Here is a 14,908-nt window from a genome sequence, read left to right as displayed (position 1 = left end):
GCACCGGACTGGATCACCCCGGGAGGGCGCACCGACATCGATGCTCTCGGCGCCGCGTGCGGGCGCCACAACCGCGCCGTCGGCACCAACCGCGGCCAATGGGAGACCACCATCCTCCCCGACGGACCCGATGCCGGACGCATGGGCTGGCGACCGGCCACCACCGATCAACCTTGGCGCCTGAACCCCGTCCACCACGCCGGGCAGGCACGGCACCTGCACCCACGGGAGGATCAACAAGTTCCCGTTCCGCATCGCCGCGAGCATCCGCCGCCGGAGGCCGCGGCCCAACCCGATCGCGAGTCCCGGCCGGGACACGCGGCGGCCTGAGCCGTGGTCGCGGAGAGCCTCCCGGTCTGCGCCCGGTCACCCGGCGGGCGGATGCCCTTCGTCCGGAGGGAGCTGTGGGGGATCGGCTGCGAAGCAGGCCGGATCGCCACCCGCGCCCACCACGCCGACGATGCCGCCCCAGACGAGCATCGTCAGTTCCTCGGCCAGATCCTGCGAGGTCCGGTCCGGGACGGCGATCCACTCCTCAACGGCGACGGTGGTGGCCCCGACCATCGCGCGTGCCCAAGTGCGGGCGCCGCGAGTCTGGGCGCCGCGGGCCGCGAATCGCGCCTCGAGCGTCGATTCGAGGGCCCCCGCGAAGATCTTCTCGGCCTCGGCGGCGACCGGACGGCTGCCCGACGGCCGCGCCATCGTGAACCGGTAGACATTGGGATCCGACGACACCGTCTCCACGTACACGCTGATGACGGCCTGAACCAGGCGGTAGTCGCCGATGTCGCCCGACAGCGCGTCGATGAGTCGCGGCATCACGGTCGTCTCCACATACCAGAGCGTGACGGCGGCGGCGAGGTCGTTCTTGTCGGCGAAGTACCGGTAGAGCACGGTCTTCGACACCCCGATGTGGCGGGCGATGTCGTCCATTCCGACCTCCGGGCCGAGAGCCCGGATCGCTTCCACCGTGCCCGCGGTCAGCTCGGCGCGTCGCTCCTGCTTGTGCTTCTCCCAGCGCTGCTTACGGCCGTCGGAGGCGACGGCTTCCACCGCAGGCGTCAGGATGCGTTGTTCGAGCTCGCGCGTCAGCGTCGCCGCCGCGTTGACGGCGGCGCGCGCGGCACTCGTGGGTATCGGAGGGTTCGGCATCACCTGGAAACCCTAGTAGCTCGTACGGAACACTGGACGAGTGTCGTCAACCTTGGACCATCGACAGCGCACCCCGAAGTCTCCGGCGGTGCCCGCGGGACTGACGCAGGCGGACGCGAAACGAGCCCACGACCTGCGGCGGATGAAGATCGTGGCGACCGGCCTGCTGGTCGGCGCCGCGGTGATCTACTTCTGCATGCGCTGGCTCGAACACCGGGACGGAGCGGACGTGGCCGCGTGGGTCGGATTCGTCCGCGCCGCATCCGAGGCCGGAATGGTCGGTGCGTTGGCCGACTGGTTCGCGGTCACCGCGCTGTTCCGTCAGCCGCTCGGACTGCCGATTCCGCACACCGCGCTCATCCCGCGGAAGAAGGACCAGATCGGCGACCAGCTCGGCGGCTTCGTCCAGGAGAACTTCATGACCCGCGAGGTGATCGAGGATCGTGTCGCCTCGCTCGACCTGCCGCGCAGAGTCTCCACGTGGTTCGCCGACCCGGCGAACAAGCCGCGGGTGAACGACGAGGTCTCGAGGATCTTCAAGCTCTGCTCGGAGATGCTGCGCGACGAGGACGTCGAACGCCTCATACAGGCCGCCCTCAAATGGGCGGCGGAACCGCTGTGGGCACCGCCCGCCGGGCGCATCCTCGAGCAGCTCGTCGCCGAGAACCGTCTCGAACCGGTGATCCAACTCGCCTGCGACCGCGCGCACGAGTGGGCGCTGGGCAGTCAGCCGCTCATCGACCGCGTGGTGGACCGCGACGGTCCGGCGTGGGCACCGCGCTTCGTGACCCATCTCGTCGGCGACCGGATCTACCGCGAACTGACCGAGTTCACCTACAAGGTCCGCGCCGATCCGCAGCATGAGCTGCGGATCGCCATGCACGATTTCGTCGAGGACTTCGCCCGGGAACTGCAGGAGGACGAGGCGACGATCGCCAAGTTCGAGAACCTCAAAGAGGAACTCCTCGGACGAGACGAGGTGACCGGAGCGGCGTCGACCGCGTGGCAGGCGGGCAAGGCGGTCATCGAGCAGATGCTCGACGACCCGGAGTCGACGCTGCGTACCTCGCTCTCCGACGCGGTGGTGCAGTTGGCGGAACGGATCCGCGACGACGAACCGCTGCAGGCCAAGCTCAACGGCTGGGCGGTGCGGGCGGCCCGTCACGTGGCCGACAACTACTCGGCGGAGATCATCTCGGTGATCACCGAGACGGTCCGGGGATGGGATGCCGCGGAGACCAGTCGCAAGATCGAACTGCAGGTCGGGCGTGATCTGCAATTCATCCGCATCAACGGCACGGTGGTCGGATCGCTGGCCGGCCTGGCCATTTACACGGTCTCGGTTCTGCTGTTCCCCTGACGCGCTTGCACTTGTTAGCGCCCGGTGCGGATAATGGAATCCGGGAGGCACGAGTTTCGTATGACATCCGAGCATGATCACCAGGACGGCCAGTCCGAGACGGGAACCGTCGAGGCCATGGCCACCGCTGCGCAGGACATCGGCGAGTTCATCCGCAGTCAGCGGCTGTCCGCCAAGGTCTCACTCCGGCAGCTGGCCGAGCGAGCGGGCGTCAGCAACCCGTACCTCTCTCAGATCGAGCGCGGGCTGCGCAAGCCGTCGGCCGACGTGCTCTCGCAGATCGCCAAGGGACTCCGCGTCTCCGCGGAAGTGCTCTACGTGCGCGCCGGAATCCTGGAGGCGCGGCCGGCGAGCCCGGTGCGCGACGCACTGCTCGCCGACAGTTCCATCAGCGAGCGGCAGAAGCAGATGCTGCTGGAGATCTACGATTCGTTCCGCCGAGAGAACGGAGCGAGCGAGCAGTCGGACGGAGCGTCCGCGGCCGGCACGGTCGACGTCCTCCGGGCCGATTCGGCCGAGCCGGCGCGTGATTAAGGTGGAGTCGTGAGCGCAGCGAGTTTCGTCATCTACGCCCAGCAGTACATCCTGCTGGCCATCACCGTCATCGCGGGCGTCACCGCGGCCGTGGCCCTGGTGCACGCCGCGATCACGCGACCCGACGCCTTCACCGCCGTCGACGCGCAGACGAAGACCTTCTGGGTGGCCGTCCTCGCGGTGTCGACGCTGCTGATCTGGCTGGTGCAGGCATCGCTCGGCTTCGGACTGATGTTCTTCCTCGCCGCGATCACCGCGGTCCTCGTCTACGTCGTCGACGTCCGGGTTCGGACCGACGAGATCCTGGGCCGCTCGTGGTTCCGGAAGAACGCGTAGGGACGCGGGGACCCCACCGGTGAGCGAATACCGCATCAACGACCTCGCGCAGGTCTCCGGAGTCAGCGTCCGGAACATCCGCGTCTATCAGGACCGGGGACTGCTCCCGCCGCCGACGATCCGTGGGCGCACCGGCTGGTACTCCGACGAGCACCTCGTCCGGCTCAACCTGATCTCACGCATGCTGGAACGCGGCTACACGTTCGCGACGATCAGCGAACTCCTGCACGCCGCGCATTACGGAATGAAGGTGGAGCACGTGCTGCGCGCGGCTCCGAAGGGCGGAAGGTTCCGCAACATCAAGCGGGCCGCCACCATCACCTTCACCGAATTGAAGAAGACGCTGGGCGCCGACGAGCGGTCGATCAATCTCAGTCAGAAGCTGGGACTGCTCACGAAGGACGGCGCCCACTACGCAATCCGCAATCCGGAGCTGCTCGAAGGCGCCGAAGTGCTGGTGAAGGGCGGCATCGACATCGATGACCTGCTCGATCGATGGATGCGAGTCGAGTCGGATCTGACCGATGTCGCTCGGAGCTTCGTATCCATCATCACCGACAAGTACTTCGACGAGAATCTGCCGAACCTCGGCGAGGAGAAGCTGGCGAAGATGGCCGAGCTGATCCAGACCGTTCGGCCGATGGCCCACGAGATCGTCGAGACCACCTTCAGCCGGGCTCTCGACAAGGAGATCTCGCGGGCGATCGGCGAGGCCAGTACCTATTTCGATGCGACGCAGCAGCAGTCTGCGCAGAGCAGCCGGGCGACCGGCGGCCAGACGGAGGTCGACGAATGACGACGAAGAACACATGGACGCGAGCGCGCCGTTGGGCGACGATCGGCGCGGTGGGCGCCGCTGGAGTGGCGGCTGCCGAACTGGCGGTCGCCGGCGGATTCATGGTCCGCGAGGTGTTCAAGTACCCCGATCCCGTTCAGGACGGCCCCGACCCGATGCTCGCTCCGCCGACGCACCCCATGCGGTCGTCGGTGGTCGGCACCCCGGACGGCACGCTGCTGCACGTGGTGGCCTCCGGTGACGTCGAGGACGCCGACGAGATCGTCGTGCTGATTCACGGCTGGACCTGCAACACCGGATTCTGGAACGCACAGTTCAACCACTTCGGCAGCGGCCGCCCGATGGTGGCCTACGACCAGCGCGGCCACGGCCTCTCGGAGATGGGAACGGCCGCGGCGACCATCGAGATGCTGGGTCAGGACCTGCAGGCAGTCCTCGAAGCGATGATCCCCGAGGGCAAGCGCGCGGTGCTGGTGGGACACAGCATGGGCGGCATGACGATCATGTCGTGGGCCAAGCAGTTCGGTGCGGGCATGGAGGACCGGGTCTCGGCCATCGTCCTGTGTTCCACGGCTGCACGCGGAGTGGTCCAGCGACAGCATCTGATCCCCGAGGACATGCCGGCCGTAGCCGGTCCGGGCAAGCGAGTGCTGGAGCGGACCTTCACCTCCTCGCGGCTGCCCCTGCCGAGCAACTCGTTGACCGAGAAGTTCTCCCACTATGTGACGACCGGTCCCGTCGCCCGCCAGGCCCACGTCGACTTCACCGACGAGATGATCGCTTCCTGCTCGCCGAAGGCGCGCGGTGCGTGGGGCTCGGCGATGTACTCGCTCGACGTGCTGTCCGGACTCGACAAGGTGACGGTCCCGACGGCGGTGGTCGTCGGCAGTGCCGACCTCCTGACGCCGGTGGAACACGCCCAGGAGATGGCCAAGGTGCTGAGCCGACGCGGTTTCCTGTACTCGTACAACGTGTACGAGGGTGCGGGACACATGGTTCCCTACGAGCGGTCCGCTGAGTTCGACGCACTGCTCGGCAATCTGCTCTCCGGGGTCAGCGCGGCAACCGGCAGTTGACGAAGACGGGTTCGGGGTGCAGTTCGACGCCGAAGACGTCCCGCACCCCGTCCCGCACCCGCCCGGCGAGTTCGAGTAGATCCGCCGTGTCGGCGCCGCCGCGGTTGGTCAGCGCCAGCGTGTGCTTGGTCGACAGCCGGACGGGCGCTCCGTCGCCCGGGAAGCCCTTGGTGAAACCGGCGCGTTCGATCAGCCACCCCGCCGACAGCTTCACACCGGCGTCCGCCGGATAGCGGGGGACCGCGACGTCGGCGCCGACGTGCGCCGCGATGCGCTCGAGAATCGCCTCCACACGCTCTTCGGGAACGATCGGGTTGGTGAAGAACGATCCCGCGCTCCAGGTGTCGTGATCGGCGGGGTCGAGCACCATGCCCTTCGCGGCGCGGAGCCCGAGCACCCGGTCGCGCACGTCGCGGGCGCCGGCGGTGCCGCACTCGTCCACGCCGAGCGTGCGGGCCAGTTCGCGGTACCGGATCGGCGCCGACACGCCGCCCGGATTGAGCCAGAACGAGACGGCCAGCACCACCTGATCGTGGCGGCCCTTCAAGTCGCTCGTCCGGTAGGCCAGGCCCAGTGTGTCGGGCGCGGCCCAGCGGATGTCTCCGGTGGCGCGGTCGAGCAATCGCACGCTCCGCAGAACGTCGGCGACCTCGACGCCGTAAGCGCCGACGTTCTGAACCGGTGTGGTGCCTGCGGCGCCGGGGATGCCCGAGAGGCACTCCAACCCGCCGAAGCCCGCGGCGACGGTGTCGGCGACCAGGGAGTCCCAATCGGTTCCGGCCTCAGCCGTCACGTACGGCCGTCCGTCCTCGTCTCCGTACTCGATTCCGGCGCTCGCGATGACGACCGCGGTGCCCTCGAAACCGTCGTCGCCGATCACGAGGTTGGAGCCGCCACCGATCAGCAACACCGGCTCGCGCCGGGCGTCGAGACCGGCGACCGTCGCGACCAGTGAGTCGGTCGTCTCGCACCGGACGACGGCGCGTGCGGGTCCACCCAGCCGCAGGGTGGTGAAGTCGGCCAAGAGGACGCTCGAGGCGTCGCGCACACGGGTGGTCTGCTGTGGGTCGGTCACGTCAGTAACGGTAACCTGGCTGCCATGTCGAGCAAGTTCGAGCATTCGGTCAGCTATCCGTTCTCCGTGTCCGCACTGTGGTCGCTGATCAGCACCGAACAGTACTGGCGGGACCTGGTGCAGGCGACCAACGCCGGGCACGGCTCGATCGAGTCGTTCGCACTCGACGGCGATCAGGTGACAGTGGTGAGCAAGCAGGGCGTCGGTGCGGAGAACCTGCCGTCCGTCGTGACCGCGGTCCGGCCCGGCGACCTGGAGATCCCGCGGACCAGCGTGTTCCGGCTGGCCGGCGAGCAGATCACCGGCTCGATGGAGGCGGCGGTCTCCGGTGCTCCGGCGAAGATCCACGGTGACATCGTCATCAGCGGGGACCCGGCGGTCGCGCGGTATTCCGGACAGGCCGATGTCTCGATCCCGTTCGTCGGCGGCAAGATCGAGAAGGCGATCATCGAGCAGGTCGGACTGCTGCTCGACGCCGAACGTGACGCATCCGTCGAATTTCGGCAGGGTTGAATCTGACGTTACGCTGTCCCACATGGCACGACGGCTCAGCTACTCAGCTCGGTACCCGCACTCGGCCGAGAAGATCTACCAGGCACTGTCGCAGAAGAAGTACTGGGAAGATCTCATGGTCGAGTTCCGCGAGCTGACCCCGATCTCGAACGTCGAGGAGTTCGAGACCGGTGACGACGGGATCCGCGTGGTCCTGCAGCAGACCATCACGCGGGACATGCTGCCGCCCATCGCCCAGACCGTCATGCTCAAGGACATGATGATCACGCGCACGGAGAACTACGGCGTGTTCGATCCGGTGAACACCGACGGCAGCTACAGCGCGTCCATCCCGGCCGGTCCGGGTTCGCTCACCGGGCGTCAGGAACTGTTCCCGACCGACACCGGGTGCACCATCCGCAAGACGACCGAGGTGAAGGTGTACATCCCGTTCGTCAACGCCAAGCTCGAACAGCTGATGCTGGTGAATCTGGTGGACCTGTTCCGCGGCGAAGCCGAGTTCACGTCGACCTGGGTCGAGGACAACCTCGCGTGAGAGGCGCCGGCCTCGCGGCCGGACGACCCAGCGGGCGCATCACCCGCGGTACCACGAACATCAATCGGCTCCGTCGCGTCGACCGCGCGATGGCCGCCGACCCCCGTGTCCGTGCCGCCTGCGACGTTCCGCGGCCGCTGGCCGTCGACCTCGGATACGGCGGCCGCCCCGACACCGCGGTGGAGATGGCGATCCGGCTGCGCCGGGTGATACCCGACCTGGACCTCGTCGGCCTGGAGATCGACCCCGCCCGGATCGTGGAACCGCGTCACGGGGTGCGCTTCGCGCTCGGCGGCTTCGAACTCGCGGGTATGCGGCCGCATCTGGTTCGGGCGTTCAACGTGCTCAGGCAGTACGGCGAGGACGAGGTGCATGCGGCGTGGGCGCAGATGCGGAGCGCGCTGGCCCCGGGCGGCCTGATCGTGGAGGGCACCTGCGACGAGATCGGCCGCCGATGCTGCTGGATCCTCCTCGACCGCGACGGACCGATCGAACTGACTCTCGCGTGGTCGCCCGCACACACCCGCCGCCCGTCGGAGCTGGCCGAACGGCTGCCGAAGGCACTGATCCACCGCAACGTGGACGGTGAGGCGATCCATCGGCTCCTGGAGACCGCCGATCAGTGCTGGGACCGGGCGGCCGGGCGCGAGGTCTTCGGCCCGCGCGACCGCTGGCGGTACGCGCGTGACATGCTCCGGGACTCGGGGGTCGACGTCCGCGTGCCTCGCGGCCGTCGCGTGGACAACCTGCTGACCGTGCCGTGGGGCGCCGTCGCTCCCGCTTGACCTGACGAGTTCCGCACGCGGCGGAAGCCCCGAGGCCACGCGCTGCGACTGTCGTCCGTTCGGTCGGGTTTCCCGAAGATGTCGGAGTTCGCCGATACGCTTCCGGCATGTCCACAGATGGCCGGCCGGATGACCCCGCACGGAATGACCCCGCACGGAATGACACCGCACGGAATGACACCGCACAGACTGCGCCCGACGTCGATCACTACGCCGAGACGATGTCGCGGCCGGTGCCCGACCCTCCGTCGGTGCCGCCGCTGCGGGAGCCGACCAGAACCTACGACACCCCCGGTCTCGAGGACCCGTACCGCTCGGGTCCGCACTACGCCGGCCCCGCATCCTCGGGACCGCTCTACGCTCCGACGCAGTATCCGAGCGGCCCGTATCCGCCGCCCGGCTACGGACCGGCACCGGCCGGCGGGGCGGGGCGTGCGGTCCTTCTCGGTCTGGCGATCGCCTGCGTGATAGGTCTGGCGGTGGCCGCCGTCGTCGTCTGGATGAAGGTCGTGAACGCCCCCGACGAGAAGACCGCGGACCCGGCCCCGACGGTCGTCACGCAGGCACCTCCCACGCACACCGTGACATCGGTGGTGGCCGATCCGGAGACCGATGCCGCCGGGCGCCTGCGCGATCAGGCGACGGCCGACGCCGCCGATTTCCGCGGTGCCCTCGCCGATCGCTGGGCTGCGCAGATCAGTGCGAAGCGCCCGGGCCTGTACGCCGACGGCCGTACTTGGGACAACCAGACCATCCTGGCGGAGTTCGAGTCGTCTCGGTCCCGGTACCCGCAGGTGCGGCTGCTCGACTCGAGTGAGTGGCCGGTGTTCTCCGAAAGCGGCTGGTGGGTGACGGTGTCGGCCCAGGGCTTCGCGAGCGCGGACGACGCACTGGCCTGGTGCCGCGGAAACGGGCTCGACAAGGACCACTGCTTCGCCAAGCTCATCAGCAGCAGCCGCGGGCCGGAGGGATCTACGCTTTATCAGAAGTGATGTTCTCGTGCCCGAGGGAGACTGCATGCGACTGGCGATGGCCCAGATGAGTTCCACCGACAGCCCGGACGCCAATCTGGAGATCGTGCTCGACGGCGTGCGGGACGCCTCCGCGGCCGGAGCCGACCTGGTGGTGTTTCCAGAAGCGGCCATGTGCCGGTTCGGAGTCTCCCTCCGCGATGTGGCGCAGTCACTCGACGGCCCGTGGGCATCGGCGGTCGCGGCCGCCGCGGACGCTCACGGAGTCGCGGTGGCGGCGGGGATGTTCACGCCCGCGCCCGACGGCCGGATCCGCAACACGGTCCTGGTGGCACGACCCGGACGCGCACCCCTCGCTTACGACAAGATCCACCTGTACGACGCCTTCGGCTTCGCCGAGTCGCGGACCGTGGCGCCGGGACACCGGCCGCTCGTCTTCGACGTCGGTGACTGCACGGTCGGCGTCGCCACCTGCTACGACATCCGGTTTCCCGCGCTGTTCACCGAACTCGCCCGACGCGGAGCACAGATGATCGTGGTCCCCACGTCGTGGGGTTCGGGACCCGGCAAACTCGAGCAGTGGGAGATCCTGACTCGCGCTCGGGCGCTGGACTCCACCGCCTACGTCGCGGGCGTCGGTCAGGCCGAACCCTCCGACCCCGCCATCAGAGACTCCTTGGCTCCCACCGGGATAGGTCATAGCCGACTCTCAGATCCATTCGGTAGCGTGATCGCCGACTATGACTCCGCGGTGCAGATGGGTGTCCATGACATCGATCTCGCCCTGACAGACAAGGCGCGCAGCGCGTTGGCCGTGCTGGCCAATGCCCGTGACATTCCCCGCCTGGATCGGACGAACCCGCATGACTGACTCTCCGCGCTCGTCGCATTCCTCCGACGACGAAGCCTCCGACGAGGCCGCCGTCGGCGAATCCGAGACCCGGGAGCACGTCGCTCCGGAGTCGGATGCGGCGGGGGAGCCCGCCCAGGCCGCGGGGTCCGACGAGTCCACAGGGTCCGAGGAGCCCGCGGCGACGGGCAAGCACAGCGTCCCGGACACCGACGGCGCTCTTCCCGACGACACCCCGACCGGGGAAGTCATCACCGGGCCGATCCGCTACACCTCGGACCCGGCCACACACGCCTACTCGGAGTCCGGCAAGCCGCCGACCAAGCAGATGGACGCACTCGACTCGGGGGCGTTCACGCCGGTCGCGGCAGCTCCACCGCCGTCGTCCGGTGCGCCGGTGATGTCGTCGCCGTCGGCCAAGCGCGGACGCGGCCGGACGATCGGCCTCATCGTGGCCGCCGTGGTACTGCTCGTGGTGATCGCCGGCGTCGGATCCGAACTCTACGTCCGGCACAAGGTCACCAGCTGTCTGCAGACCTCCTTCGAGAACCTGACCGGAACCGGAACCGACGTCTCGGTGTCTCGGCGACCGATGCTCATGTCGGTGGTCGACGGCGACGTCCCGTGGGTCCAGGTAGACACCACCGGTGGCGGCGACTCCACCATGCAACTGCACGCCCGGGCCGAGGGGATCAGCACCGACGGCGGCACCGTGCAGTCACTGCAGGGCAACGGGTTCCTTCCCTACGAGCGCATTCAGACGATGAGCCAGGAGGGCCAGAACGGCAGCCCGACCATCGAGTCCATCAGCGCCGATCCGTCTGCGGGGACCATCAAGATCTCCACGACGGTCAACATCACGATCATCCCGATCCCCGCCACCGTGACGCTCAAGCCGGTGGTGAAGGACGGTGCGGTCTCGTTCGAGGTGAAGGACGCGACGGCGCTGATGTTCGGTCTCCCGTCCGACTTCGCTCAGCCGATCGTCGATCAGGTCACCGCGGCGATGTTCGGTCCGCTGTTCAAGCAGATCCACGTCACCAAGCTCGACGTCGGCAAGTCGGGCATCGACTTCGCCTTCGCCGGCGACGATGTGAACCTGAAGTCGGCCGCGGAGTCGACCAACGCGTCCAGCGGTTCCGGAGGCTGCGCGGTCTAGCCGTGCCGCTCGGCAGCCGTTCTGCTGCGGCCTACTCGGGGAAGCCGTCCAGCACCGCGCGGGTGCCCGACAGCCCGAGGCGATTCGCGCCCGCGGCGATGAGATCGGCGGCTGCTGCCGCCGTGCGGATGCCGCCGCTGGCTTTGACACCGACGCCGTCGCCGACTGTCGCTCGCATCAATTCGACCGCGCGGACGCTCGCACCGCCCGCCGGATGGAAACCGGTCGAGGTCTTGACGAAGTCGGCGCCCGCTTCGACGGCGCGCCGGCAGACCTGCACGAGACAGTCGTCGCCGACCGCGTCGAGCAGGACCGCGGACTCGACGATCACCTTGAGCACCCGGTCGCGGCCGATCGCCTCGCGGACGGTCAGGACGTCCGCGAAGACCTCGTCGTACCGGCCGTCGACCGCGGCGCCGACGTCGATCACCATGTCGATCTCATCCGCACCGGAATCCACAGCGAGGCGTGCCTCGGATGCCTTCACCAGCGAGTGATGCTTGCCCGACGGGAATCCCGCCACGACGCAGGTGTGCGCGGACCCGGTGTCGATGGGCAGCATCGACGGTGACAGGCAGATCGAATACACGCCGAGCTCCAGACCGTCGATGATGGTGGTCTGCGCATCGGCCCGGGTCGCTTCGGGCTTCAGCAGCGTGTGGTCGACCATCGCTGCGACATCCGCTCGGGTCAGGTTGGTGTTCGTCACGGAATCGAGCTTGGCACACTGAGAACTGTGAGCAACTCGCAGATCTCCTCCGGCGACGACCGTCGCTTCGTCCTGACCCTCGGCTGCCCCGACCGCACCGGCATCGTCGCGGCCCTCTCCGGCTTCCTCGCCGGCGTTGGCGGGTGGATCACCGAGGCGGCGTACCACTCGGATCAGACCACCGGCTGGTTCTTCACCCGGCAGGCCGTCCGTGCCGATTCGATCGGGATGCCGGTGGAGGAGTTCCGCAGCCGTTTCGCCGAGGTGGCCGCGATGTTCGGGCCCGAGGCCGAATGGCAGGTGTCCGACACCGGTGCCGAGAAATCAGTGGTGCTGCTGGTCAGCAAGGATAGTCACTGTCTCACCGATCTCCTGTCCCGTGCCGAGCGCGGCGAGTTCCCGGCTCGGGTCAGTGCGGTGGTCGGAAATCACCGGGACCTGGAGACCATGACCACGCGCTTCGGTGTTCCGTTCCACCACGTGCCCTTTCCCGCCGGTGGCAAGGAAGAGGCGTTCGCGGACGTGCGGGCGATCGTCGACGGTTACGACCCCGACGCGATCGTGCTCGCGCGCTTCATGCAGATCCTGCCCGCCGACCTGTGCGAAGCCTGGGCCGGCAAGGCCATCAACATCCACCACAGTTTCCTGCCGAGCTTCGTGGGGGCTCGGCCGTATCATCAGGCGTTCGACCGCGGGGTGAAGCTGATCGGCGCCACCTGCCACTACGTCACCGCCGATCTCGACGCCGGCCCGATCATCGAGCAGGACGTCAGCCGGATCAACCACGAGTACTCGGCGGCCGACATGGTGCGTCAGGGCCGAGACATCGAGACGCTCGTGCTCGCCCGCGGCGTGCGCTGGCACCTGGAGCACCGCGTGCTGGTGCACGACCGCAAGACGGTCGTCTTCCAGTAGTCCGCGACTCCCGGCGCCTATCCGGTCTTGATGTTGCGGCGCGAGGTGGCCTGATCGCGGGGGCGGACGACGATCTGGTCGAGGTCGACGTGCGACGGCCGGGACGCGGTGAAGGACACGATTTCGGCGATGTCCTCGGCGACCATCGGCGTCAGCCCCTCGTACACCGACTCGGCCTTCGCGGCGTCGCCGCCGAAGCGGACGAGAGAGAACTCGGTCTCGACCATCCCGGGGCAGATCTCGGTCAGCCGGATGGGCTTGCCGAGCAGTTCCAGGCGCAGCGTCCGGTGCAGGACGCCCTGCGCGTGCTTCGCAGAGGTGTAGCCCGCGCCGTTGTCGTACGCTTCGAGTGCCGCGGTGGAGGTGATCGTGATGATGAGACCGTCGCCCGATGCCTCGATCTTCGGAAGCAGGGCCTTGGTGACGCGCAGTGTGCCGACCACGTTGGTCTCCCACATCCAGCGCCAGTCCTCGAGGTCCGCCTCCGCCACCGGGGCCAGGCCCTTGGCACCGCCCGCATTGTTGACCAGGACGTCCACGCGGTCGAGCGTCGCGGCGAAGCGTTCCACCGAGGCGGCGTCGGTGACGTCGAGGTACCTGGCGCGGCCGCCGATCTCCTGGGCGAGCGCGTCGATGCGGTCGACGCGCCGCGCGCCCAGCACCACGGTGTAGCCATCGCGGGCCAGGCTGCGCGCCGTCGCCGCACCGATACCCGAACTCGCCCCCGTGACGACCGCGATCTTGCCCTTGCTGCTGGAACTCTCGGAGCTAGTCATGGCATCGAGTCTAGTGGCGGCGGGTGCCGGCGATGCCCGGAGTCCGCGGGCCCCGAACTCGTCTGCTGATAGGTTCGACGCATGACCATCGCCGGCGTGGTGGCCGCGCCACTTCGTTTCGGATCCGGCCCTGCCGCCGCCGTTCTCAACGCTGTCCGTATCAGTGCTCCGGCGACCCGGGACCGACTTGTCGCTGACACCGGGCTCTCGGCCGCCACCGTCAACCGGCAGGTGAACGCACTCCTGGAGGCGGGCCTGGTGATCGAGCGACCCGATCTGCTCGGGCACAGCGGAGTCGGACGGCCCAAGCTGCCACTGACCCTGGACCCCGACCGGTTCTGCGTCGCGGGCATGCACATCGGTGCCCGTCGGACGGCGCTCGTCATCGCCGACGTCGGAGGCCGCACGCTGTACAGTCACGCGATCCGTACGAAGGAACTCGCGAACGCCGACGCCGCGTCGGCCGTCGATAGATTGTGCGAACTGCTCGCCGAACTCGCGGGGCGCTTCTCCGGTCGGCGGGTCCTCTGGGCGGGCGCAGCGCTCGGTGGGGTGGTCGACGACGCCACCGGCCTCGTCGATCACACGATCCTGCGCTGGCATCGGCAGCCGCTGGGGGAGCGTCTGCACGCGGCCCTCGGCGTGCCGGTGTCGGTCGCCGAACACGTTCAGGCGATGGCGGCCGCGGAACTACTGCTGGCGTCGACCGTTCAGCGCAGCGGATCGAGCCTGTTCTTCTACGCCCGTGAGACGGTCGGCATGGCCCTGATCATCGACGGCGAAGTACACCAGCCCGCGCACGGCGCGGGGACCATCGCCGGGCTCCGGGTGGAACCGGGGGTGCTGGCCGTCGAGCCGGTGGCGCCGTTGCAGTCGGTGATCGGCACGGCGGCGGTCAAGGCCGCGGCCGCCCGGCTGGACGTGGACGAGTCGGCCGGCGTGGTCGCCGACGATCGCGCGCGTGTGCTCGGCGAGGCGGTGGCGATGATGCGTGATGTGTTGAATCCCGATGCGATCACGGTCGCCGGCGATGCCTTCTCGGCCCATCCGCACGGGCTGGCTCCGGTGCAGGCGGCGTTCGACGCGGCCAGCCTGTTGCCGAGACCGCTGGAGATCGTCCCGACCTGCTTCGGAGTGCACGTACCCGAGGCGGCGGCCGTGGCCGTGGCGCTCTCCGCGGTGTACGCCGATCCACTGGGTGTCGTCGGCGGCTGAATTCATCCGGCTCGTCGAGTAGGCCGTATCGAGACTTGGAGGGTCGCTCGGTGGTCTGTTTCAGGGTTGTCGAGTAGGCCTGTGAGCGCAGCGAGCATGCCGTGTCGAGACTGCCTGTCTGGAGTTTCGACTCGCTGCGCTCGCTCAACGG

17 protein-coding genes and 1 pseudogene are annotated in these 14,908 nt (G+C 68.5%); 14 read left to right on the top strand and 4 right to left on the bottom strand.

Translation table 11 applies throughout. The features are described 5' to 3' along the window. Positions 1 to 330 (top strand): annotated as a pseudogene (locus GSI01S_RS14540) (HNH endonuclease signature motif containing protein); the annotation flags it as partial. A 36-nt stretch (positions 331 to 366) separates the two neighbouring features. Here the strand turns inward: GSI01S_RS14540 and GSI01S_RS14535 are convergent. Then, complete coding sequence (locus GSI01S_RS14535) at positions 367 to 1,152, bottom strand: TetR/AcrR family transcriptional regulator (RefSeq protein ID WP_006897352.1); 786 nt, start codon at positions 1,150 to 1,152, stop codon at positions 367 to 369. A gap of 142 nt (positions 1,153 to 1,294) precedes the next feature. Between GSI01S_RS14535 and GSI01S_RS14530 the strand changes: the two genes are divergently transcribed. From GSI01S_RS14530 to GSI01S_RS14510, 5 genes are read left to right on the top strand one after another with little or no spacing between them, the layout of a single operon-like run. Continuing rightward, positions 1,295 to 2,512, top strand: coding sequence for a DUF445 domain-containing protein (locus tag GSI01S_RS14530; protein ID WP_346077371.1), 1,218 nt, complete (start codon positions 1,295 to 1,297; stop codon positions 2,510 to 2,512). Between the two features lie 60 nt (positions 2,513 to 2,572). Then, a complete protein-coding gene (locus GSI01S_RS14525; RefSeq protein WP_006897350.1) occupies positions 2,573 to 3,046 on the top strand; it encodes a helix-turn-helix domain-containing protein in 474 nt (157 codons plus the stop codon). Positions 3,047 to 3,055: 9 nt separating this feature from the next. Then, the gene (locus tag GSI01S_RS14520) at positions 3,056 to 3,382 is read left to right on the top strand and encodes a DUF2516 family protein (RefSeq protein ID WP_006897349.1); all 327 of its coding nucleotides are present in this window, start codon (positions 3,056 to 3,058) and stop codon (positions 3,380 to 3,382) included. A 19-nt stretch (positions 3,383 to 3,401) separates the two neighbouring features. Next, positions 3,402 to 4,178: a MerR family transcriptional regulator gene (locus GSI01S_RS14515; RefSeq protein WP_006897348.1), complete on the top strand. Its 777-nt coding sequence runs from the start codon at positions 3,402 to 3,404 to the stop codon at positions 4,176 to 4,178. Beyond that, positions 4,175 to 5,254 (top strand): alpha/beta fold hydrolase, encoded by a 1,080-nt coding sequence (locus GSI01S_RS14510; RefSeq protein WP_006897347.1) that lies wholly within the window; start codon positions 4,175 to 4,177, stop codon positions 5,252 to 5,254. Before GSI01S_RS14515 ends, GSI01S_RS14510 begins: the two co-directional genes overlap by 4 nt. On the opposite strand, the gene GSI01S_RS14505 is transcribed toward GSI01S_RS14510, so the two are convergent. Next, positions 5,232 to 6,329: a UDP-N-acetylmuramate dehydrogenase gene (locus GSI01S_RS14505; RefSeq protein WP_233500160.1), complete on the bottom strand. Its 1,098-nt coding sequence runs from the start codon at positions 6,327 to 6,329 to the stop codon at positions 5,232 to 5,234. The two genes, GSI01S_RS14510 and GSI01S_RS14505, sit on opposite strands and share 23 nt — an antisense overlap. A gap of 24 nt (positions 6,330 to 6,353) precedes the next feature. On the opposite strand from GSI01S_RS14505, the gene GSI01S_RS14500 reads away from it, so the two are divergent. From GSI01S_RS14500 to GSI01S_RS14475, 6 genes are all read left to right on the top strand, one after another. Then, positions 6,354 to 6,842 carry a DUF2505 domain-containing protein gene (locus tag GSI01S_RS14500; RefSeq protein ID WP_006897345.1) on the top strand — a complete coding sequence of 163 codons (489 nt, stop codon included), beginning with the start codon at positions 6,354 to 6,356 and terminating at the stop codon, positions 6,840 to 6,842. Between the two features lie 22 nt (positions 6,843 to 6,864). Next, positions 6,865 to 7,377 carry a DUF2505 domain-containing protein gene (locus GSI01S_RS14495; RefSeq protein WP_006897344.1) on the top strand — a complete coding sequence of 171 codons (513 nt, stop codon included), beginning with the start codon at positions 6,865 to 6,867 and terminating at the stop codon, positions 7,375 to 7,377. Then, a complete protein-coding gene (locus tag GSI01S_RS14490; protein ID WP_006897343.1) occupies positions 7,374 to 8,162 on the top strand; it encodes a hypothetical protein in 789 nt (262 codons plus the stop codon). The genes GSI01S_RS14495 and GSI01S_RS14490 overlap by 4 nt, the downstream gene beginning before the upstream one ends. Positions 8,163 to 8,269: 107 nt before the next feature. After that, positions 8,270 to 9,154 carry a hypothetical protein gene (locus GSI01S_RS14485; RefSeq protein ID WP_006897342.1) on the top strand — a complete coding sequence of 295 codons (885 nt, stop codon included), beginning with the start codon at positions 8,270 to 8,272 and terminating at the stop codon, positions 9,152 to 9,154. Positions 9,155 to 9,179: 25 nt separating this feature from the next. Then, the gene (locus tag GSI01S_RS14480; RefSeq protein ID WP_039867769.1) at positions 9,180 to 10,004 is read left to right on the top strand and encodes a carbon-nitrogen hydrolase family protein; all 825 of its coding nucleotides are present in this window, start codon (positions 9,180 to 9,182) and stop codon (positions 10,002 to 10,004) included. After that, positions 9,997 to 11,142, top strand: a complete 1,146-nt coding sequence (locus GSI01S_RS14475) for an LmeA family phospholipid-binding protein (RefSeq protein WP_006897340.1) — start codon at positions 9,997 to 9,999, stop codon at positions 11,140 to 11,142. The genes GSI01S_RS14480 and GSI01S_RS14475 overlap by 8 nt, the downstream gene beginning before the upstream one ends. A gap of 31 nt (positions 11,143 to 11,173) precedes the next feature. Here the strand turns inward: GSI01S_RS14475 and deoC are convergent, their stop codons facing one another. After that, a complete protein-coding gene (deoC, locus tag GSI01S_RS14470) occupies positions 11,174 to 11,851 on the bottom strand; it encodes a deoxyribose-phosphate aldolase (protein WP_006897339.1) in 678 nt (225 codons plus the stop codon). A 27-nt stretch (positions 11,852 to 11,878) separates the two neighbouring features. Between deoC and purU the strand changes: the two genes are divergently transcribed. Next, positions 11,879 to 12,766: a formyltetrahydrofolate deformylase gene (gene purU, locus GSI01S_RS14465; RefSeq protein ID WP_006897338.1), complete on the top strand. Its 888-nt coding sequence runs from the start codon at positions 11,879 to 11,881 to the stop codon at positions 12,764 to 12,766. Between the two features lie 17 nt (positions 12,767 to 12,783). Here purU and GSI01S_RS14460 read toward each other — a convergent pair whose 3' ends face one another. Continuing rightward, positions 12,784 to 13,542, bottom strand: coding sequence for an SDR family oxidoreductase (locus tag GSI01S_RS14460; protein WP_006897337.1), 759 nt, complete (start codon positions 13,540 to 13,542; stop codon positions 12,784 to 12,786). 81 nt (positions 13,543 to 13,623) lie between these two features. Here GSI01S_RS14460 and GSI01S_RS14455 point away from each other — a divergent pair, with 81 nt between their 5' ends. Next, positions 13,624 to 14,757, top strand: a complete 1,134-nt coding sequence (locus tag GSI01S_RS14455) for an ROK family transcriptional regulator (RefSeq protein WP_006897336.1) — start codon at positions 13,624 to 13,626, stop codon at positions 14,755 to 14,757. Positions 14,758 to 14,908: the final 151 nt, after the last annotated feature.

The organism is Gordonia sihwensis NBRC 108236, assembly GCF_000333035.1.
In the GTDB taxonomy this organism is placed as follows: Bacteria; Actinomycetota; Actinomycetes; order Mycobacteriales; family Mycobacteriaceae; genus Gordonia; species Gordonia sihwensis.
The sequence above is the reverse complement of the archived record's forward strand: the minus strand, read 5'-3'. Positions and strand labels throughout refer to the sequence as shown.

Excerpts from the sequence above, each read along its gene's own strand:
- GSI01S_RS14535 (WP_006897352.1), bottom strand. The coding sequence starts at position 1,152 with ATGCCGAACCCTCCGATACCCACGAGTGCCGCGCGCGCCGCCGTCAAC.
- GSI01S_RS14530 (WP_346077371.1), top strand. The coding sequence starts at position 1,295 with ATGAAGATCGTGGCGACCGGCCTGCTGGTCGGCGCCGCGGTGATCTAC.
- GSI01S_RS14525 (WP_006897350.1), top strand. The coding sequence starts at position 2,573 with ATGACATCCGAGCATGATCACCAGGACGGCCAGTCCGAGACGGGAACC.
- GSI01S_RS14510 (WP_006897347.1), top strand. The coding sequence starts at position 4,175 with ATGACGACGAAGAACACATGGACGCGAGCGCGCCGTTGGGCGACGATC.
- GSI01S_RS14500 (WP_006897345.1), top strand. The coding sequence starts at position 6,354 with ATGTCGAGCAAGTTCGAGCATTCGGTCAGCTATCCGTTCTCCGTGTCC.
- GSI01S_RS14495 (WP_006897344.1), top strand. The coding sequence starts at position 6,865 with ATGGCACGACGGCTCAGCTACTCAGCTCGGTACCCGCACTCGGCCGAG.
- GSI01S_RS14485 (WP_006897342.1), top strand. The coding sequence starts at position 8,270 with ATGTCCACAGATGGCCGGCCGGATGACCCCGCACGGAATGACCCCGCA.
- GSI01S_RS14480 (WP_039867769.1), top strand. The coding sequence starts at position 9,180 with ATGCGACTGGCGATGGCCCAGATGAGTTCCACCGACAGCCCGGACGCC.
- GSI01S_RS14475 (WP_006897340.1), top strand. The coding sequence starts at position 9,997 with ATGACTGACTCTCCGCGCTCGTCGCATTCCTCCGACGACGAAGCCTCC.
- GSI01S_RS14460 (WP_006897337.1), bottom strand. The coding sequence starts at position 13,542 with ATGACTAGCTCCGAGAGTTCCAGCAGCAAGGGCAAGATCGCGGTCGTC.
- GSI01S_RS14455 (WP_006897336.1), top strand. The coding sequence starts at position 13,624 with ATGACCATCGCCGGCGTGGTGGCCGCGCCACTTCGTTTCGGATCCGGC.